This window comes from Streptococcus sp. HMSC065C01, from assembly GCF_001813525.1.
Lineage (GTDB): Bacteria > Bacillota > Bacilli > Lactobacillales > Streptococcaceae > Streptococcus > Streptococcus parasanguinis_V.
The window spans coordinates 10,138-29,506 of the sequence record NZ_KV812829.1 but is presented as its reverse complement, the minus strand read 5'-3'; the positions used below and the strand labels follow the sequence as shown (position 1 = coordinate 29,506).

At 30.1% G+C, this 19,369-nt stretch carries 19 protein-coding genes and 2 pseudogenes; 9 read left to right on the top strand and 12 right to left on the bottom strand.

The window, feature by feature from the left end; genetic code table 11:
• Nucleotides 1-290: 290 nt before the first annotated feature.
• The 6 genes from HMPREF2918_RS00690 to HMPREF2918_RS10965 form a co-directional block, all read right to left on the bottom strand.
• Complete coding sequence (locus tag HMPREF2918_RS00690) at nt 291-662, bottom strand: type II toxin-antitoxin system death-on-curing family toxin (RefSeq protein WP_046165031.1); 372 nt, start codon at nt 660-662, stop codon at nt 291-293.
• A complete protein-coding gene (locus HMPREF2918_RS00685) occupies nt 659-916 on the bottom strand; it encodes a type II toxin-antitoxin system Phd/YefM family antitoxin (protein WP_070587534.1) in 258 nt (85 codons plus the stop codon). The genes HMPREF2918_RS00690 and HMPREF2918_RS00685 overlap by 4 nt, the downstream gene beginning before the upstream one ends.
• A gap of 1,019 nt (nt 917-1,935) precedes the next feature.
• A complete protein-coding gene (locus HMPREF2918_RS11505) occupies nt 1,936-3,828 on the bottom strand; it encodes an AAA family ATPase (protein WP_256263168.1) in 1,893 nt (630 codons plus the stop codon).
• Nucleotides 3,829-4,302 carry a hypothetical protein gene (locus HMPREF2918_RS00670; protein WP_070594335.1) on the bottom strand — a complete coding sequence of 158 codons (474 nt, stop codon included), beginning with the start codon at nt 4,300-4,302 and terminating at the stop codon, nt 3,829-3,831.
• A complete protein-coding gene (locus HMPREF2918_RS11295; RefSeq protein ID WP_176745973.1) occupies nt 4,286-5,266 on the bottom strand; it encodes an ABC-three component system protein in 981 nt (326 codons plus the stop codon). Before HMPREF2918_RS11295 ends, HMPREF2918_RS00670 begins: the two co-directional genes overlap by 17 nt.
• 101 nt (nt 5,267-5,367) lie before the next feature.
• On the bottom strand, nt 5,368-5,535 hold the full coding sequence (locus HMPREF2918_RS10965) for a YlcI/YnfO family protein (RefSeq protein WP_003702092.1): 168 nt from the start codon (nt 5,533-5,535) through the stop codon (nt 5,368-5,370).
• A 218-nt stretch (nt 5,536-5,753) separates the two neighbouring features.
• Between HMPREF2918_RS10965 and HMPREF2918_RS00660 the strand changes: the two genes are divergently transcribed.
• Together HMPREF2918_RS00660 and HMPREF2918_RS00655 are read left to right on the top strand one after the other, a co-directional pair.
• A complete protein-coding gene (locus HMPREF2918_RS00660) occupies nt 5,754-6,689 on the top strand; it encodes an IS30 family transposase (RefSeq protein ID WP_070594334.1) in 936 nt (311 codons plus the stop codon).
• 128 nt (nt 6,690-6,817) lie between these two features.
• Nucleotides 6,818-7,390 (top strand): hypothetical protein, encoded by a 573-nt coding sequence (locus HMPREF2918_RS00655; protein ID WP_002917268.1) that lies wholly within the window; start codon nt 6,818-6,820, stop codon nt 7,388-7,390.
• Here HMPREF2918_RS00655 and HMPREF2918_RS00650 read toward each other — a convergent pair.
• Nucleotides 7,387-8,637: a hypothetical protein gene (locus tag HMPREF2918_RS00650; RefSeq protein WP_070594333.1), complete on the bottom strand. Its 1,251-nt coding sequence runs from the start codon at nt 8,635-8,637 to the stop codon at nt 7,387-7,389. The two genes, HMPREF2918_RS00655 and HMPREF2918_RS00650, sit on opposite strands and share 4 nt — an antisense overlap.
• Before the next feature lie 93 nt (nt 8,638-8,730).
• Here HMPREF2918_RS00650 and HMPREF2918_RS00645 point away from each other — a divergent pair, with 93 nt between their 5' ends.
• A complete protein-coding gene (locus HMPREF2918_RS00645) occupies nt 8,731-9,630 on the top strand; it encodes a tyrosine-type recombinase/integrase (protein WP_049514394.1) in 900 nt (299 codons plus the stop codon).
• 248 nt (nt 9,631-9,878) lie between these two features.
• On the opposite strand, the pseudogene HMPREF2918_RS11290 reads toward HMPREF2918_RS00645, so the two are convergent.
• From HMPREF2918_RS11290 to HMPREF2918_RS00625, 4 genes and pseudogenes are all read right to left on the bottom strand, one after another.
• Nucleotides 9,879-10,058, bottom strand: a pseudogene (locus tag HMPREF2918_RS11290) (IS3 family transposase); the annotation flags it as partial.
• Between the two features lie 184 nt (nt 10,059-10,242).
• Nucleotides 10,243-11,490, bottom strand: coding sequence for an MFS transporter (locus HMPREF2918_RS00635; protein ID WP_070594332.1), 1,248 nt, complete (start codon nt 11,488-11,490; stop codon nt 10,243-10,245).
• Nucleotides 11,468-12,433: a HesA/MoeB/ThiF family protein gene (locus HMPREF2918_RS00630; protein ID WP_070594331.1), complete on the bottom strand. Its 966-nt coding sequence runs from the start codon at nt 12,431-12,433 to the stop codon at nt 11,468-11,470. Before HMPREF2918_RS00630 ends, HMPREF2918_RS00635 begins: the two co-directional genes overlap by 23 nt.
• Nucleotides 12,434-12,992: 559 nt before the next feature.
• Nucleotides 12,993-13,859, bottom strand: a complete 867-nt coding sequence (locus HMPREF2918_RS00625) for a helix-turn-helix domain-containing protein (RefSeq protein WP_049514389.1) — start codon at nt 13,857-13,859, stop codon at nt 12,993-12,995.
• A gap of 388 nt (nt 13,860-14,247) precedes the next feature.
• On the opposite strand from HMPREF2918_RS00625, the pseudogene HMPREF2918_RS10650 reads away from it, so the two are divergent.
• From HMPREF2918_RS10650 to HMPREF2918_RS00610, 4 genes and pseudogenes are all read left to right on the top strand, one after another.
• Nucleotides 14,248-14,499 (top strand): annotated as a pseudogene (locus tag HMPREF2918_RS10650) (tyrosine-type recombinase/integrase); the annotation flags it as partial.
• A 351-nt stretch (nt 14,500-14,850) separates the two neighbouring features.
• A complete protein-coding gene (locus tag HMPREF2918_RS00620) occupies nt 14,851-15,438 on the top strand; it encodes a hypothetical protein (protein ID WP_141751568.1) in 588 nt (195 codons plus the stop codon).
• Nucleotides 15,439-15,452: 14 nt separating this feature from the next.
• Nucleotides 15,453-15,797: a hypothetical protein gene (locus HMPREF2918_RS00615; RefSeq protein WP_003002962.1), complete on the top strand. Its 345-nt coding sequence runs from the start codon at nt 15,453-15,455 to the stop codon at nt 15,795-15,797.
• Nucleotides 15,797-16,231 carry a protein-export chaperone SecB gene (locus HMPREF2918_RS00610; RefSeq protein WP_003003041.1) on the top strand — a complete coding sequence of 145 codons (435 nt, stop codon included), beginning with the start codon at nt 15,797-15,799 and terminating at the stop codon, nt 16,229-16,231. The genes HMPREF2918_RS00615 and HMPREF2918_RS00610 overlap by 1 nt, the downstream gene beginning before the upstream one ends.
• 802 nt (nt 16,232-17,033) lie before the next feature.
• On the opposite strand, the gene HMPREF2918_RS00605 is transcribed toward HMPREF2918_RS00610, so the two are convergent.
• On the bottom strand, nt 17,034-17,924 hold the full coding sequence (locus HMPREF2918_RS00605; RefSeq protein WP_049514386.1) for a helix-turn-helix domain-containing protein: 891 nt from the start codon (nt 17,922-17,924) through the stop codon (nt 17,034-17,036).
• 307 nt (nt 17,925-18,231) lie between these two features.
• On the opposite strand from HMPREF2918_RS00605, the gene HMPREF2918_RS00600 reads away from it, so the two are divergent.
• Both HMPREF2918_RS00600 and HMPREF2918_RS00595 read left to right on the top strand, forming a co-directional pair.
• Entirely contained in the window at nt 18,232-18,840 is a 609-nt protein-coding gene (locus tag HMPREF2918_RS00600; protein WP_070594330.1) for a hypothetical protein, read from the top strand.
• Nucleotides 18,841-18,856: 16 nt separating this feature from the next.
• Nucleotides 18,857-19,219, top strand: a complete 363-nt coding sequence (locus HMPREF2918_RS00595; protein WP_049474682.1) for a cytochrome c-type biogenesis protein — start codon at nt 18,857-18,859, stop codon at nt 19,217-19,219.
• Nucleotides 19,220-19,369: the final 150 nt, after the last annotated feature.

The window sequence follows — 19,369 nt, the reverse complement described above, 5'->3', positions numbered from 1 at the left end:
ACTGTATTTCAATTCAAACTCTACCTTTTTCTCTACCTTTTTTTCTTAAGACCTGGTTGGAAACACTTCTATTTGAATACGTTTCAAAATGCGCTTAAAATCAATGTTTTCTCACGTTTTCAGAAAAGAACAATTTCATCTAATTTGAATAACTTTCATTTGAATGGTGTGAATTTTACACTAAAAATACACGAATTGAGCTAGATTTTACCAAAAAGTTCACACCATTATTACCTTCGAATCATTAAAAAATAAAGCAAGTAATTTTTAATAGTCACTTGCTTTTTGTATCAATGACTTTTTACAAAATCTAAAATATCTTCGTAGGTTAATTCTGATGCCGCTACACCCAATCCGAGATGAACCAACTCTTCATCAGTACAATCAAGCACAATATCGTTAAGTTCTAGTAGCACAAGCATTACAAAAATACCAATGCGCTTATTTCCATCTAAAAAAGCGTGATTCTTAATCAAAGAATAACAAAGCCTAGATGCCTTTTCTTCAATAGTTGGATATTGATCAACTCCAAAATAAGTGTCAAAAACATTCGAAAGCGAGGCCTCAACTAACCCCTTGTCTCGTACACCATCCATTCCTCCCGTAGATATAATCAATTGACTATGTAAGGCAACAACCTGTTCAACGGTTAATCTCTTCATTTAGCTAATTCCTTCAAGGCTTCTAGGTGGCGTGACAAGATAGAACTTGCCACCTCGTCAACACTAGCTTGATCTGCAACAACAGCTTCTGTCTGTTCTTCTTGAACCAAGGTGTTATAGTCAACTAAAACATATTTAGGTTTATTGTTTTTCAAAATAACAGCTGTACCCTTACTATCAACCATTCGAGCAACTTTAGAGAAATTCTGATTTGCCTCCGTGATTGGAATTAAATTTTCAAGATTAATTTGCATTGTCATCGCCTCCTTTTGTTTATCATACCATTATTAAGCAACAAAAGCAAAAATATAGGATGGATTTATCCTATATCAAGTGAAATAACTTAGTAATTTGAGGGGGATTTAGATCTTGCGTACGGTAAATGAGAATACTTTCATGCTCAACTATGGTAAAATGATGGCAGCTCATAAGACTTCCTTTCGTAACTAGTTCATTCAATTCTATTTAACTAGAAAATCTTATGAGCTTTTATTACGTACTTATATTGTATATTCAAGAGTAATAAATAAGCTAGGCAGCCCCATGGTGTGAACCATGAAGTGTTTCGAAGCGTTAATAGTATCACATTGATTAACATTTTACGGCAATTGATTTCGTCAAATTGCAGCCACATTTATAAGCGACTAAAGTCGCAACAACTGTGTCAATTGCACAAATTTAGTAAGAAAGTACAAAAAATAACACCCCGAAAGGTGCTCTTTGTAAGTATAGTAATTCTTTCGAATTAACGTTTACTAAATTGTGATGCTTTACTAGCTTTCTTCAGACCTGGTTGGGGCATAGTTTATTTCAGCCACTTTCAAACACCTTTAAAAACAGCATTTTTACGTATTTACAAAAGTCATTATTTAATCTAATTTCAATCAACTTCATCAAAATAAGGTAAATTTTCTATAAAAATCAACATATATCGAATCAGAATTATCAAAATTTCCCTCATGTTGATTAATAATAAATTTTGAGAATTGTATAGCGTTTTATACCAATTGTAATATGTAGTATTTTAAAGCAACATTTTGTTAATTTGATAACTTTACTTTATGGTAAAACAAGTCTATGACTCGCATAATAATTGATAAACAAAGAATAGATCTCAAGAAATAAACAAAATAATGACTAAAGACTAGAAAAACGGATAAGATCTTAAACTGGGCTTATCAGTTTTCCTCGGGTTGGAACTTTTTTATACGTAATCTTCTATGATTACATTGCATTGCGGGTAAATTCTCAGCCATTATGGGTATCTTCTTCCCTATTCATCAGTCACATTATAATCATCAATCAACCCATCATGACCATCGAAAGAGAATTCTTTAACAATATAATCCCGTGGAAAATCTGATGGATAACCATTATTTACAATAATTAACTGAAAATCATTTTCACATTCTTCTCCAAGTTGAAGAAAATAATTAATTATAGATTCGTAGATTTTTTCGTCTCTAAACTCTGTACTTGTCGAGGAAGCCCCTAAGTTTTTCCTAGGTGTATCAATCATCAACAATCCTAAATGGTTACCAGTTTGCACTTCTGAACAAATCATTATTGATAGGTAATATGCCATTGTTATCAGAGTCACAGCTCCTAAACTACCTAAATCACTGTATTTATGGCCCCTCACATAAGGTAAATAACTCTTTGTATCAATATAAGCTTCATAAAGATTTGGAAACTCAAAAGATGATAAAATAGTTGAAAATGTTTCAGACAGTTGTTTCAACTTGTCCTCTTTGGCATCCTTATATTTTTGGCGTTTAATTTGTTCTTCTATCCCTTCAACTTCTATCCTCTTTTCAGAAAGCAACATTTCCAAATTTGTAAGTTCCTCAATAAATTTCAGGCCCTCATTTAGAGATTTCTTTTCTTCATATAATTGACCGCTTTTAATTGATAGCAAACTAATTTCTGTAGCCAAGGGATTTATATATTGTCTGGTTAAACTATCTAACTTCTCTTCATCGGATTTAATATCATCCTGTAATTTGTTTATTTCTAGGCCTACTCTATTATTTTTTTCTTTTTCTGAATCAATATAAGTGTGAAGCTCATTTTTCTTTTTTGTAAGTTTTTTTCGTTCCTTTTTCAAATCGTTGATTTCAATTACAATATCATCCATATTCTGATGACACAATAAGCAACTTGATTCTTCGTGAAGTGAAATCGGTCGTAAGCAATTTGGACAATATAAGTATTCGTATTTATTAATAGCTTTAATACCTGCTATTTGCTCACTAATTTTTTCAATATCAGCAAAATATTGATTTTCCAGCAACTGTAATTTTTGTATATACTGTTCTTGATCTGAAAATTTGTTTCTTAGATTACTTAACTTTTCTTTTTGGTCACTAATAAGTACTAACAATTCATTAACATCATTTCCCACTTCTGTTTTCAGAATATCAGATTTATAGTTTTCTATTTTAGAATTAATATCCTCTAATTTAGAATTAATTTCAACAGATTTCACTTGCACTGTTTCATAATTCTCAACTTCTGCAGTTTTTAGAAATTCTCTTACAGCTTCGTATCTAATTTCTTTTACCTTTAAGCTCTCTTTTTCAATTTTAAGACTCTGTTGTAGGTCACCTAGTAAACTATCATAGATATCTAAAATAATCTCAAATGTTGCTTTTTCTTTTCCATTAAGCGCCCAGTTCTGCTCATTAAGAATGTTTTCGTTATCAATATTTGTCTGTTTTAAATATGAAAATTTAAATAAATCTCTAAAACTAAAATCGTCTCCTCTAATGATTAAATTAGTTAGATTAAGCTTCGATAACAAAAAGTATGATAATGATTTTTCATTTGAAGGAATATCAATTTCCAAGGTACGCGCTTGTGTAAATTTTTCTTTGACACTATCGTAAGTCTGTAAAAGAACAGGTTCTTTAAAAGCTGATAATGGTCTTTTAATCTTATAGAGATTCTCTGATATATAAAATTCCAATTCCACATCCGTACAACTTTCTCCAATTTCTATATATGATTTATGATTCTTTTTCCCAAAAGCATAATCTATTAATTCTAAAATTGCAGTTTTTCCCGTTGAAGTTGGTCCCGAAATATAATTTAATCCTTTATGAAAATGAACCTCATAATTTTTTCTCACACCTATTAATCTAAGTGTCTTTAACAATAGTTTCATTTAATTACCTCGTATACAATCTAATTTACTCTGTATCATGGTCTGTCCAGCTGATACTGTTTTATTTAACACTTTAGAAACTATAAAATCACAAGACTGTAGTATCTTGCTCCAATCTATCCCTTCTTCACTAAATAGTTCAATAACAAATTTCTCTCCTTTATCTGTAATGAAATATCTGTTATTCAAAGAGTTAAATGTAATAATATTTCTAGCTAATAAATCTGCAAGAACTGCATTATACAGTTTATAATTAGGTTTCCAATGGAAATAAGAGTACTTTATATCAAATCTTCCAAGCTCTATTTCATCAGATATTAATTCTGGAAATTTTAGAAAAAAATCACTAATAATCAATTTTTCTTGAGTTGTATCTTTTTTGTGCTCTTTTCCTAAAATATTCAACAGTATCGCAACCCTATTTCGGGTCAAACAATATTCTTGGAAACTTATATTCTCAATTATCTCCAACATCATTTCTCTCCATATATTTTTCCAACACTGCTATAAAATTATCAACCCAACCTAATTCCTTATCATCAGCAAGCTGATGTAAGATACCCTTTTTAGCTAATAAATTAAAATCACTTATCGAGCTCCCTAAAGTGCTAGAATCTAAATCTTCGATTCTAAGATAAGTTTGATTTATTAAACAATTACCATCGTTAGGTTGCTTGTATAGACGATATTGGGTCTTCCAAATAGAATGTATCTTCTTTCTTAAATTATCATACTGTTTTTTCCCATTGATGTCATCTTTGCTTAAAGACTCATGTCTAGCAATTTCTGCATTATAAAAATCAACTTTGAAATCGTCAACATCGGCTATTTGTGCACTCTTCAACATTGATATAAATATAGTATCATTGTACATTTCTGAGATTTCTTCTATCTCATCTTCTCCATATAATATTTCTTCGTAAACCCTTTTATTACTTGCTTCAATAGACATTTTAATCTGTTCTAAATCATTTCTGATATCATCATCAAATGTTGATTTATAACTGCTACATTTCTTAAATTCTTTTAGTAAAAAAGCTCCATCACACAACTCTATCTTTATTTTATGTTCAGCCTTCATTTTACTTTTCCATCTTGACCACCATGATAGCTCATTAATTTTTAGGCCTATTGGAACACATAAATACCAAGAAGAAATATTGGGATGCTTGGTAATCACTGTTCTAAACGATTCTCTAATTTGTTGTTTTTGTGAATCTCCAATCCCATCAATAAAAAATTTACACTGATAAATTGATGGTCTGTCATCTAAGTCACCAACTAGAACATCGATGCCATCATCTCCTTGTGATATCGCAGCCTCCTTCGCTAAAGGTCCAAATTTTTCTTGAAATATCTCAATACATATCTTTTCAAATTTTTCTCTTGCTCCTGGTAATGTATATTTAGCGACTAAATATTTAAAATCATATTCCATATTTCCCCCCAACCAAATATTTTAATTCTGTTTCTACCAATATTAATTTCCTTTTTAGATTGCTAGAATCTCTAAAATTTAATTTCAAACTAATACTTTGTCTATTTTTTCATATCTTTTAGTGCATACTCGCAAGCTTGAATTACAAAACTTGAAAAAGTGACATCTTCATTTTGAATAGCCTTTTCAATTTCTTCGATTAACGGAAGAGGAAACCGAATCGTTTTATTCTCAGTCTCTTTGCGATTAGATTTCAGTTGGAATGCCATATCTGCCCTCCTATTCATTCTATCTATAGGATAAAGAATATTGCACAATAATTATGCATTGCGTTATGTATTGCGTTATGTATTTTGTTATACATTTCTTTTTGCAATCTTATAAGTTGTAATATGATAAATTGTAAAATATAGTGCAACAAAAAACTCATAGCGTTTCATTGGTGTAAACTGTAAGTAACCACACAAACAGAACCCGAGAAAAAACTATGAGCTACTCCCATCTTACCATAACTGACCGAATAAAGATAGAATCCTACTTGGAATTAGGTTTGAAAACTTGCCAAATTGCAAATAAACTTGGCGTCCATAAGTCTACCATTTCAAGAGAGTTAAGACGATGCCAAAATGGTTATTCCGCCGTCTTAGCACAGGAACAGTACGACCACAGGGCTAAGCAAAAGGGTCGGAAGTCTTGTTTGACACCAAAATTGAAAAAGGAAATTGAGAAGAGTTTAAAATCCTCCTGGTCACCTGAACAGATTTGTGGTCGCTATCAGCTTGAACAAAAGCCAATGGTAGCTTTTAAAACCATCTATAACTGGCTCTATGCTGGTTTGATTGATCTGGATTTAAGCGTCCTGCGCCGAAAGGGAAAAAGTCGACAGCCCAAAGAAACACGTGGGACATTTAGGCTTGGCACGTCGATTGCCAAACGTCCTAAAGAGGTCAGGAATCGTGAGAACTTTGGTCACTGGGAGCTCGATACTGTGGTGTCTTCCAGAGGCAAAAGAAAGGGCTGTTTAGCGACTTTTCTAGAGCGAAAAACTCGTTTTTACCTAGCTTTCAAGATACCAGACAGAACAGCCAAATCCATGTTTTCAGCTATCGAACAACTTTGTAAGCTATTTCCAAAAGAGGCTCTTAAAACCTTTACTTCAGACAGGGGGAAAGAGTTCGCCTGCTATTCTCTGGTAGAGAACTTAGTAATACCCTTTTTCTTTGCGGACGCCTATTCATCCTGGCAGAGAGGAAGCAATGAAAACTCAAATGGCTTACTAAGAGAATATTTCCCAAAGAAAACAGATTTAGCCACTATTTCTGATGAGGCTTTGAACAAGGCCTTATATGATATCAATCACCGACCACGAAAATGTTTAGCTTACAGAACTGCTTGTGAAGCTCTAGAGGATGAGTTCAAGTAAATGTTGCACTATATTTTAGAATTTATCGAATATAAAAAAGTAAGAAAACTACAATCGAAAACATATTGGAGATATGAATCTATGATATACTAGTGATAATAAATAGTTATCGGTAGGAGATAGCGAATATGTCAAATAAAAAAATAAGAGTATTTTTAAGCAGACCTAATCCATTTACAGAGAATCAAAATTTATTTATTAAAGAATTGATTAAATTTTTAAGACGACACAATATTGAATGTGTAACATTACAAGCTGCTGAGTATACTCCTTACGAAGTCATGAATTCGTTGAGTGAGATGATACAAAGGAGTTACGGAATTATAATTGTTGCATTTGGTCAGACATTTATTTCTAGTGGAACCAGAAAAATGGGAGCTGAGGATAATCCAGACTTCTTTGCATCCAAAGAGACCCACTTAAAGAATAAGTGGGTTACAAGTGTTTATTGTCATATTGAAGGGATTTTAGCGCTAACTTATAATCTTCCAATGCTATCTATTCCTCAAGAAAATTTAACTGAAGAAGGGATTTTAAAGAAGGGAGAATATTCTATAACATCACCTGAATTCTCATTAGAAACAAAAGAAAATATATTAATGTACTTGCAATCAGAAGGGTTTCAAAAAAGTTTTCATGCATGGAAAAACCTTCTTGATGATAAGTATAACTTTATCAAAGGAGGGGAAATAAACTATTAATTACCATTTACAATTGCAGTTTTAATCCTCTGGATATCCTCACTTAATATAATACTACCTTCATTAATTGTTTTTTTCTGTCGTTCAGTTAAACCCTCAATATCATTAATAGGTTTTGAAAGAAGGCCTGAAATAAGCATTAGATCCTCTTGATTGGAAAGAAACCAAATGTCGTCATATTCACTAGATTTACGATGTATTTTTTCTAAAGATCCTAAAATAGTTTTTGCTGTATAAACAGATGTATAGTAGAACTCCTTTAAAACTTCAACATCTTTCTCAACTAAGGCTATTTTTAACAGGTTAGCACAGTAATTCCTTGCACAATAAATATTTCTATCTTCAAAATTCATGCCTAACCTATAGTAATTAATTGCAGACATTAAGTCACTCCTATTCTTTGTAATATAAAATATACGTAAGAAAATAGCTCCATAAATACCTAATAACTTATGATATGTTGTGGTGTTTATATCTATATATTTACTAATATTTTGCTGTGCCATTTTTAAATTTGCTAGCGAAGATTCATTTTTCTTATAGGATGATAGTAAATAGCCTGCCAAAATTTCTTCATCAATAAATCCACTTTCTAAAATTTGCTGAAATATTTCTTCTGCCTCAGGATACTTTTCTGAATTCTTGAGTTCCGTGGCTTGATCATAAAGTTCAGCTATTGACTTGTCTAATGCTTCTTCACTTTGAATTTCAGTTTTATCGATTAAATCGTTAATTATTACACGGTATAGAGCAGATTCAAAGGCTGGACTATCAGTAAATGTCTCATCTGACTTTATAGCGGAATCAATATATTCAGAAAGCAGTTTTTTCACCTTGTTAACTTCATCCACTTCGTTTAACTTATCAGAATCATATCTGATTTGAGGTAAGTGTGCAATATCAAAAAAGCTAATCTTAGCTGTGTGATGATCACACAGTATAATGGTTGATTTGGGTTTCATAGCATGACGTAGACCTAACTCATAGATAGCATTTTGGTTTAAAGTAGTAATATCTGCAATTACAATATCTGCTTTTAATATACCTTCGATAAATGTTTTCGTTATACTCTGTGTACTGAAAACTTCATCAGCTCTAAAGTGGTTTTTACCATGAACAGAAACTAATTCTTTTTCTAAAATTGTTGGCTTAATTAAATTATTATAGACTTGATTCAAGTCCACTTCTATATTTGTATTAGGAATTTTTTTAGTATTAAACCCCATAACTACAAAACAACTGGTCATTTCTCAACTTTCCTCCCGATAACTATTTATTATCACTATACAAAATGATTAAATAAGTTTAAAATAACATGATTATTACTAAAGGAGATATTCATGGATTCTAAACTTATTTCTACTTACTTAAGTTACTGCGAAACGCATAAGCGTTTAAGCACACATACAATTCGAGCTTACAAAAATGATCTTTTACAATTTTACAATTCAAACTACAATAATGTTGAATCATATATTGAGTTTTTAACAAAATCAAATATAAAATCAAACACTCTACGACGAAAAATCGCAAGTTTGAAGGTTTTTTATAACTATTTAAAATTTCAAGGCATAATTGATGAAAATCCTTTTAATCAACTACGATTTCAATTTCGGAAGGAAAAAATATTACCTAAAACCATACCTTATGATATTTTAAAAAGTGTCTACTCATATTCAGAACAAAAAGTTATCTATTCAAAATCTAAATATCAAAAACAAAAAGCTGAAAGAAATTTACTAATCATTTCCTTATTACTTTCAACTGGCATTCGGATTTCTGAACTTTGTCATATTCATTTTAAAGATATTAATTTTTCAAATAGAACACTTCATATTATCGGGAAAGGAAAAAAAGAACGTATCCTTTTTTTAGGAGACCAAACAACCTTTAATTTATTGAAAACATATATAAATAAATACTACATCCGACCTAATGACTATTTATTTACTGGTCAAAATCCTCTTAAAGCACTGTCAGAACAAAGCGTACGTCTAATTTTAAAGAAGCTAGTTAAGAAAAACAACTTATCTTTAACTATCACGCCACATATGTTCAGACACAGCTTTGCTACAATGCTACTGGATAAAAATGTAGATATTCGTTATATACAGCAAATACTTGGACATAGCTCTATTTCTGTAACTCAGATCTATACTCATGTATCTCAATCAAAACAAAAAGAAATACTCACTCTGTGTAATCCCATATCTTCCATTCGTTCTCGACCACAAAAGTAAAATAACTATAGCTAAATTAAAGCAGTTTGATGATTTCCCTCTAGAAATTTTTACTCTATTTATTTTAAAAGAACAAGTATCTAATTTCATTATTATCAACAAAAGGTAGTTCTATATTTTTGAACTACCTTTTACATATTATAAATATTTCGTGTCTTCTGTTTTATTTAGATTATGTGATTTTCTCTAGCTAAAGATACACTTTTTTATGAACAATCTTCCAGGAGAACTTTATCAATAATTTCTTATTTTAATTTAGGAAAATAAGAACGATTCTTTACTTTTTTTGCGATTTCTATTCCATAACGATCAATCAATTTAATCATGTACTGAAGATTAGAAATGTTTATCCCAAATTGATTAGAAAGACGTCTAAAGCTCTCCCCTTGCTTTCTCAATTCATATATTTTAACTATATCCTCATACATAATAAAAGCACCCCAAAAGTTAGATTTTTTCTGTCTAACTTTTGGGGTGCAGTTCAGAGTAGTCGATTTCTATCTATTTCCTTTATTTTTAACTTGAAATTTTCTAGCTTTTTTAAAACTTCCATTATTCTGTCTCGTAGATATATTTTTAGACCGCTGATCAACTTTATGTTCTTTTTTAAAATTATTCTGCATAACTTTCTGGTTCATTTTCTATTCCCTCACTTTCCTTAAATGGATTGTTAATAAATAACAAATAAAATCCTACTAATACCGTAAATATATTTATCGTTATTCCTAGAATATGTATATCCGAATAAAATTGAGGAACTATTAAGAATACAATTGAAAATAAAGCATATAAGCTTGAATTAGTAGAGTAGATTAACCCCATATTTTCATAGTTATATTCAGAATAAATCATTTTTTCAAACATATTACCAGATATACCAATAATTATAAAGGATAATCCAAATAGCAAAAGCTTAATCAATGGAATTGGTATTACAAATACTAAGAATAAAGAGAAGCCCGATACAATATAATCAATAAAGAAAAACTTTTTATATGATATTTTTATCCTAGGTGCCACAAAAGCACCTGTCAAATCTGCTAATCGTTGTACTGCCAATACCAACCCAAGATACTGAATGGGAATTCCTTCCGATACAAGATATAAGGGGGCTAAAGTTAAAAGTAGATCTGTTCCACCACTTAAAATTGACTCTGTAATTACAATAAAAGACGCAAATTTTGATTCTCGAAAAGCAGAAATTGTGTCCAAGAGTTGAAAAGTTGATTCACTTTCGCTTTCTATATTTTCAGACATACCATCTGACTTTTTTTTATCAGGTATATCTAACCTGATTTTCAACATAAAGTATATCGCAGCTACAAAAAATGGAATACTCATATTGAAAACAACAAAATAGGATAACACTCCTAACAGTAACGAGGCAAACAGGTTACTAATAATGTCTAACACATTTGAAGCCATATACTGAACATCTATAGATTTGTTTATCGTTTCTTCATCATTTTCTAATGTTTCTGGAACAATCTTCATTTGTAATGTGTTGAGTAGATTTGTTGATAAACTAAACAAAAAATTAAAAATATAAAGATAGAATACTTCAAAGCGATATCTTAAGCATAGAATAGTAATGAAAATTATAAAAAGTTGAAGAACTTGAAAAGTTACTAGCCAGACTTTATCTCTTTGGATTTTATTTACAAAACTTCCATAAAAAACGGCAAGTAAGTTAGGGATAAAACCTATTAGAGTAAATAAAGATAACTGACCAGCTTCAATATTATAAACTTTGATTAACCCAATCGACAATGCAATGAAGTAAAAACTATCTGCAATATTTCTAGAAGATCTACCTAATATCAAGTTTTTAAAGTTACTACTGAATTTTTCTAATATCATGTTGATATACCTCGAAATTCATACAATCGATTTGGATATAATTTGTTATATTTAATAATCCTGTCAAGGAATCCAATACTTTGTAGGAAATAATTGCTGCTGCCATATACGATATCGGTGAAATTACACTGTACGGTGTCTTACTATTTAAAATATGATCATCTGATATCATAAAATTCCCATAGAACTCTCTTAAAGAAAGAGTTTCTCCAGGAATAATGTGCAAATAGTTTATTACTGTAGATGCGTAGGAACCCACTATAATTGGTTTATTATACTTATGTGCTAAATCATCAAACCAATAGTCAATTTCGATACTTGGAGTATCAGCACAACATAGTGCAATATCAAAACTATATGATTTAAAAAGTTTCTCTAAGTCATTCTTACATCTCAACTGTTTGGATATAGTCACAACTTTTGAATCAGAAATTGCTTGAATATTTCTTTGTATTACCTCTACTTTTGATTTACCTATATCAGATTTTTTAAAACCGCTTTGTCTAGTCAGATTTGATTCTTCTACAATATCAAAATCAACTATAATGAATCTCCCTACTCCTAATCGAGCTAATATTTCCACAACCGTAGAACCAATGCCACCTACACCGACAATTAACACTGTAGATTCTAATAGCCTTTTCTGATACTCACATGGATTTAAGTTTTTAGAAAGATCTATCCATTCAAAAAAGTTGATATTACGAGAGTATTTTGTATCATCGTATTGATTATTAGTTAACAATCCTTTTGATAACATAAATTTTACAATTTTTCGCTCTTCAATAGATAACTGTTGAATGTCAACATCCTCGTCTAACTTTTTAATCAAGTTGATATTCATCTCATTACAATCAATATCCCTCTCAAGAGAAACATTTCCAAAACCAAATTTTATTTTATCATTCAACACATAAGGCTGAAGAGTTCTCTTTACTCTCACTTAGATAACCTCCATTTTGAAAAGTAGTAATCTATACAAAACAGAGTTTGGAGTTAGTAAGCTCCAAACTCCAGTGTAATTAACGGCCTCCTACACGATGACCAGGGAATGTTTGTACTGCAACAACAGTCATTTTCTTTTCCTCCTTCTTCTACTACATAATATTAAAACTCACATTATTAAATAAGATAATATAGTTCCAACAATGTAGATATTTCCTTACTAAGTAAAGACAAAATAAGATATAAAAATACGATTTGCTAGCTTAATTTTCATCTGCGAATAATATTAGCTGGACCCGGATCAATTTCTGTAGCCATTTTATGAATTTGAGGTTTCCCTACAATCCCTAGCAGAATTAATCCAATAACTAGCACTGTAGCAATTTTCCTAAACAGACTTCTCATATATCTCTCCTTTAATTTTCTTGCATTTATTTTAGCACTCCAGCATCATGTTGTCAATATATTTTATAAACTTTTTTTATTTTTTTTTATATAACTCATTTTTGTATCTGTGCAATATTAAAAAAACGATGCTCAATTGAACATCGTCTTCATTATTCTGCCATATTTGCAATGTAATGTTCGACTTTCAAAGCCATTGACATATTTTCATCCAATTTATAAAGAAAATGTGCTGTCTCAAAATATTCTTTTACCGAAATCTTAGAAGAAAAGTCCTTACTTACATTTCCCATCAATAAATACAAATCAGCTAAAAGATAAGTTGTTCTGTAAGCCTGACACTGCTTTATAGTAGTTGTGATTTTAGTAATAGCTTCTTCAATATTATTCTGCAGCCATAGATATCTACAAACGTTATAGTTGAACTTAATAAATAGTTCTAACTCTTCAAGTGTATTTAAATTGAGTTGATTTACTTGATACTCTAATGTTTCTCGAATCTCATCAAATCGCGTTAAATCTCCAATATCGTAATAAAAATTGAATAGAGTATTTGAAACTTGGAGATAGTTCATATCAGAAATACTTAACTGTGACAGCACCTTCTCCAATCTTTCAACTGCCTCCTCTTGTTGCCCATAGAAATAAAAATCTATCAGAGATTTTATCCACTCCATATAAAATTTATCTGCTAGAGATAAACGATGAGACTTTACATTTTCTAATTCATATATATATTTCAAAGACTCATAATTTCTATTTATGATAAATGTATGTGCTAATTTCTTAAACTCTGCTAACTCATCAACCTCCTCAACAATCTGCTCATCAAAAAAATAATCCATACTAACTTTTAATTTCTTAGCAAGTGCATGCAAAAAATCCGCCCCCGGAGTGAACTCTCCACTCTCTAATCGACTAATTTGCCCCTGTTTACAAATGCCTTCGGCCAATTCTCGCTGGGACAATTTTAATTCTTTTCGTCTATTTTTTAATCTGGTTGCTAATAATGTACCCACGTTTGGATATTCCTTTTCTAATTGGTTTTGACTTCAATTTTAATTGTAACATGATTAAATTAAAAATTCAAATATATGTCCAGAAAGATACAAATTTTATATAAAAGGTGTCAAATGTTTTTTGATCTACCTCGTCTTCTTTTGAAAATAATCTACTCAAATAATTTCTAGTTTGTCAAATTAAGTTAAACTTTTCATGTAACTCAGAAAAACATATATGGGATTTGAGAGTTCAAGTAATTCCTAAAAGTCTTTGAAATTAAAAACGCATAATATCAGGTATTCAAAAAACTGATATTATGCATTTTATTTTAGTCTAAATTAGGGAAATTATTTCCAGATAAAGTTTTTGGCAAGCCTCTTATCTGTTTAAGGTACATTTCCCCATCGAAATGAGCGAGCTACTCTTATTAAACGATCAAAAGAGTTAGGTTTACCTAATTATGGTTTTCAAATATTCCGCCATACTCATGCGTCTTTAATGCTCAACGCTGGAGCAAATTGGAAAAAACTGCAAGAACGTATGGGACACAGATCTATTTCAACCACAATGGATATCTATACGAAATTAGATCCTAACCGAAAGAATGAAGCAGTCGATATTTTAATAGAACGACTTGCACAAATTAAAAAAAACTAATTAGAGACTATTATATTTAGCTATAATAAATCACTTTACAATTAATGTAAATTTTATAATGTTACTATAAAATTTTAGGTATACAAAGATCTATAGATACTTTATTGGTAAGATTAATTTTATAACATTACTACAGTTAAAAAAATCCTACATTATAGTTTCAATTGTAAAAAACTCATTATTGATATAGGAATGTTCTCAGAGATTTTTCAACTACTTTTGTACAATGTAAGTCAAATACAAAATTACCTACTTAATAATAGTTTAGAATTTTTTCAAAAAAGGCCTTAATGGTTGAATTATATAATCTTTAACAGTATAATCAAGGTAGTAGCTTTATCAGGAGGTTCTATGCTACAATATAGCGGGTGGCACGGCACCACCAATAAAAGGAAAAATAAGATCCTATCTGCTGGTTTTTCTTATAAAAAATATGAACCTGGTATTAGTAAACAGAGACATCCGAACGACTTGGGTAATGGTGTTTACTTTTTTCTGCCTTTTAATAACGATACTGGTAAAACTATTGCTTCTGCTTATGTAGCAAAGTATAAATCATTTGAACTAAGCAAACCTGGGGTTACGCCCGGATTAGTTAATGCCGAAATCACTATAAAATCTATAGACAATATTTTTATTTTAGATGACCCAACAAACCAAAGTCTATTAGATGAATATCGACAAAAGGCATATATTGAAATTGAACGTGAGATTGCAGGTATTTCAGATAGCGGAGCCAAAAATAGAGCTACTCTTCTTAACCAAAATCAAGGGTTAATTATTGAACTGCTACTTGATTTAGCGTCTCAGTATGGAAAGAATTTTAAAGCCGTACAGTCCAAAACATATACTGATATTTCATTTTTACCAGTGATTAACGGCAAGAATGGAGAAGAAATTTGTATCCGTGATTTAAATTGTATTACAAATATTTTATAAATAAGGAGGCTTTTATGAGTTTATTATCAAACTTTTTAGGAACTGAAGAATTTTCTTTGATGGATTCTCCAATGTTTCAAGAATTAGTTGAAAATATTAAGGCCAACAAAATCTATTCAGTAAACAATGAATTTGATTATTATTTGAATATGTCAGGAAGTCCTAAAAAATATAAAGATGAAATACATTTTACCTCTCAATTAGATAATCAAAATGATTTTTATGATTTGAATTCTATAAATAAAGTAGATGCAATGTCTAAATATATTATAAAAAACAAGAAATCATGTTTTTCATATTTCCCAATAGATTCTGAAAACTTAATTACAACAAAAGAAAGTAGTGAGGTGGCAGCTTAATGTCCTCTTTACAATTTAAAGATTATTTTTTAAATGAAGTATCATATCGAAGAAATCCTAGTTTTGATCAAACAAATAGTACTATTAATTTAAAACCTGAATTATCTGCACAAATTTTAATAAGAAAGTCTGAAAATCTTGCTTACGTTAACTTAATAACAAAGCAAGGAAATATACATTCAGATGATTCTGCTTTTGAGCTTATTGTAGATATTGTTGGAGAATTTTCGTTTATATACGACAAAACAGAATTTGATATTAGTTTTGAAACTTTTCTTAAAGAGAATGGTTTAGCAATTCTTTGGTCCTATATTCGGCCTATTGTATCTGACATGATCACTCGTGGTAATGAGTTCCCAAACTTCTTATTACCTGTCATTAACATTAAAAAAATGCTTGAAGAAAAAGATTCAATCAAGTTAACATACGAATAAAAATAGTGTAATGTTTTTCAAAGATCCAATGACGTGCTTTTTCTACTTTAATGTACATTTAGAAGGTCTTTAGGAAAATATAAATAAATAAGTAAAATTTGTGATGAAAATAAATACACCCAAAGAGTTTTGTATTGTAGTGATGCAAGTTAAAACTCTACCTTTTTCACTACCTTTTTTAAAATAAAAATAATGATTAGGATATTTAAAAGAAGAGGAACTTTAGTGTGAAGTTCCTCTTTTTGTTATTTGTTCTTTTACTTATAAATTGTAATATCTGTTTTGAACACCTCGTATTTGAATGAATTTCAATATATGCTTAATATCAATGTTTCCACATGTTTTTAAGAAAGAAATATTTCATCTAATTGAATAACTTTCAATTGAATGGTGTGAATTTTACCCTAAAAATAAACGAATTGAGCTAGATTTCACCAAAAAGTTCACACCATTTGAATTGTTACTGTTTTGTACTTTTTATAGATTTAGAATTCTTTGTTTTCAAATAGTTTAGTGTCAATGTAAAAAATTACTATTGAATAAATAACAGTTAAAAGTAGTTGAATGGTGTAGCTAATTATCGAAATATTCCTTTCTTAAGAACTGGTTTTGAAAGTATGGGTTTCAGTTGGACTAAAAGCAGCTTAATATCGAGACTTTTCAGAACGATATTTACTGATTGATTTCATAAAATTTGAATCAAAATTTCTTAAATAGATGTAAAGTATCTTACAAAGTTCTTTTAGCAAAGAAAGATATTGAAAAAGAAACTACCTCAATATATAACATTAGAGTACAAAAATTACAACATCCACGGGATTCTCTTATCATCTAGTATTTCATTGGCATGTAATGAAGCTATTTCATGTTCAATAATTTTTAATAGATCGGTTTCCTCAAGTAATCGAAGTATTTCAATATTTTTTTGTATTAGCTCCTCGTTGGAATCACATATTCCAATTCTAATTGAATGAAAAGCAATTGCATCATATCGCTTAAGTAATTTTGCTGTCTCAACAACTATTGAGCAGATATAACTACACATAGGAAAGTGTTTATAATAAAAATAAACAGTAGACAGATTGGATAGTATTGCAAGCTTTAAGGGTAATATATCATGGAAATTAGAGTATTTTTCTAGTCTTTGAAGTACTAACTGTGTAGTATCTATAATTGTCTCTAAAGGAAGGCAGAAAAGAATAGAATTTAAAATTTTAAAATCTGATTCATACCACGTATCATGATGCTCTAGATCATTCCACAAACAACTTACAAGATCTTTCGTCAGTAAATCCTTGTTGGATAGTCCATGCTCTCTAATTTGAAGTATTATCTTCAAAGAATAGTAAAATTTTTGAATAGAGATATCGTAATTGGTTTTTAGATAAGACTCGCATTTATTTATAATATATTCAAGTTGTTCTGTTCCGCTAATTGTATGAAGATTACTTATATCATTAATTATTTCAGTATGTTTATTAGGACGATAAAGATTACATATATAATCGAATTCATCAAAACTCATATTGATTTGTTGAAGTAAGAAAGCCATGTTCTCATACTTTGGAACAACATTCCCATTTTCTATCTTAGAAAGAGTTGTAGTAGACAATACATTTCCACACACATCTGACTGTCTTAAATTTTTAGATTTTCGAATTTCTTTATAAATTTTACCAAAATCATATCTCATAATATAACCTCTAAAACAACTTGAAAATAGTTAAAAAAATAATTGGTAATTCTGAATGTATTGTATACTTTAGTTAGATGAAAAGCAAATAAAAAGAAAATATTTTAGGAGGCGATCAGGTGTTATTTTCTCGTGTTCTTTAATTATCACTATGTAATTATATGGGGTTGCTGTTATGTTAGATAGCAATTGGAGGTGAGTACATTGGTTTGTATAACATAAAATTTGTTAGGCTAAATTTTTATAAATTTATTATTGTAGTTATAATTATATACAGCTGTACATAAGTTACTAAGGAGTAGGAAAAATGAAAAAATTATTAGCATTGGGATTAGTTGCTGGTGCAAGTGTTTTGTTGTCTACAGGAACTATCGTTAAAGCAGAAGAAAGAATGTCAAGTCAACAGATTGAACAAGTAACTCAAGGTCTTGAGGATGATCAATATGTATTAACCACCCCTGGAGGAGGTGTTATAACTAACAAAGATGGGAGCGATAATTTTCCGTCAGAACAGGTGGCTAGTGAAGGAAAGGTAATGAAAGTAGCTGACTATAAAAAATATCTAGCTACGCAAGATATTTCCCAAAACCAAGAAACTCCTTCTGGCACTACATTCTTTGGTGCTTGGATTCCGACTCGTGTGCATGTCTTATATCCAAATCAAGAGTATCAATCTAATCCGTTTTATGCAAGAGGTTGGCGCTATGGTGAAGAACGCTTTAAACCATCTAGAGGTAGTGGAGACTACTTGTATTGGCAAGCTCAAGGCGATAGTGGTTTAGTAGAAGATGGATATGGTATTTCGGTTGTAGTAAATGATGGTGGGTATGTAGCTGTAAATAGTCGACGGGGAACATTTTTCAAAACATATAATCCTAAAACAGGATCAAGATATAAAGTAAGTAATCCTGTTTAATATAGGAGGTAGAAAGATGGCAAAGAAAAAAATGTTAGTAACTCTCTCAGTTTTATCATTGGGTTTGGTTTCATATGTTTTATTTAAACCAGCTATTGCAGAGACTACTAGTGGCATAACAAGAGAAAACAAAACTATAGAAATTTATAAAGATTTATTAAAAGGTAAATCAGAAAAAGAAATTAATGACTACTTTTCTGATTTACCAGACAGTAAATTGATTATTGCAGATAAATCAGGAGGATATACAACTAGCTTAACTGATGACTATAGTAATCCTGTGGAATCAACTGATGAAAATGGCAATGAGGAACTAAAATCATTCCACGATAAAAGTGTTGCTGCAACAGTTGGTGAAATTAAAGAAGCGTTAAAATAGAAAAAACTAGGTAATCAAAATACTGGTAATAAGAAGGGTTCTACTGAAAGTGTAGAACTCTTTTTATATTACTTGTTAAATGGTTGTAATTGGGATTTTCTTAAGTTGAACTTGTAAAATAGAAGTGTATACATTTTTAATCTATAGTCG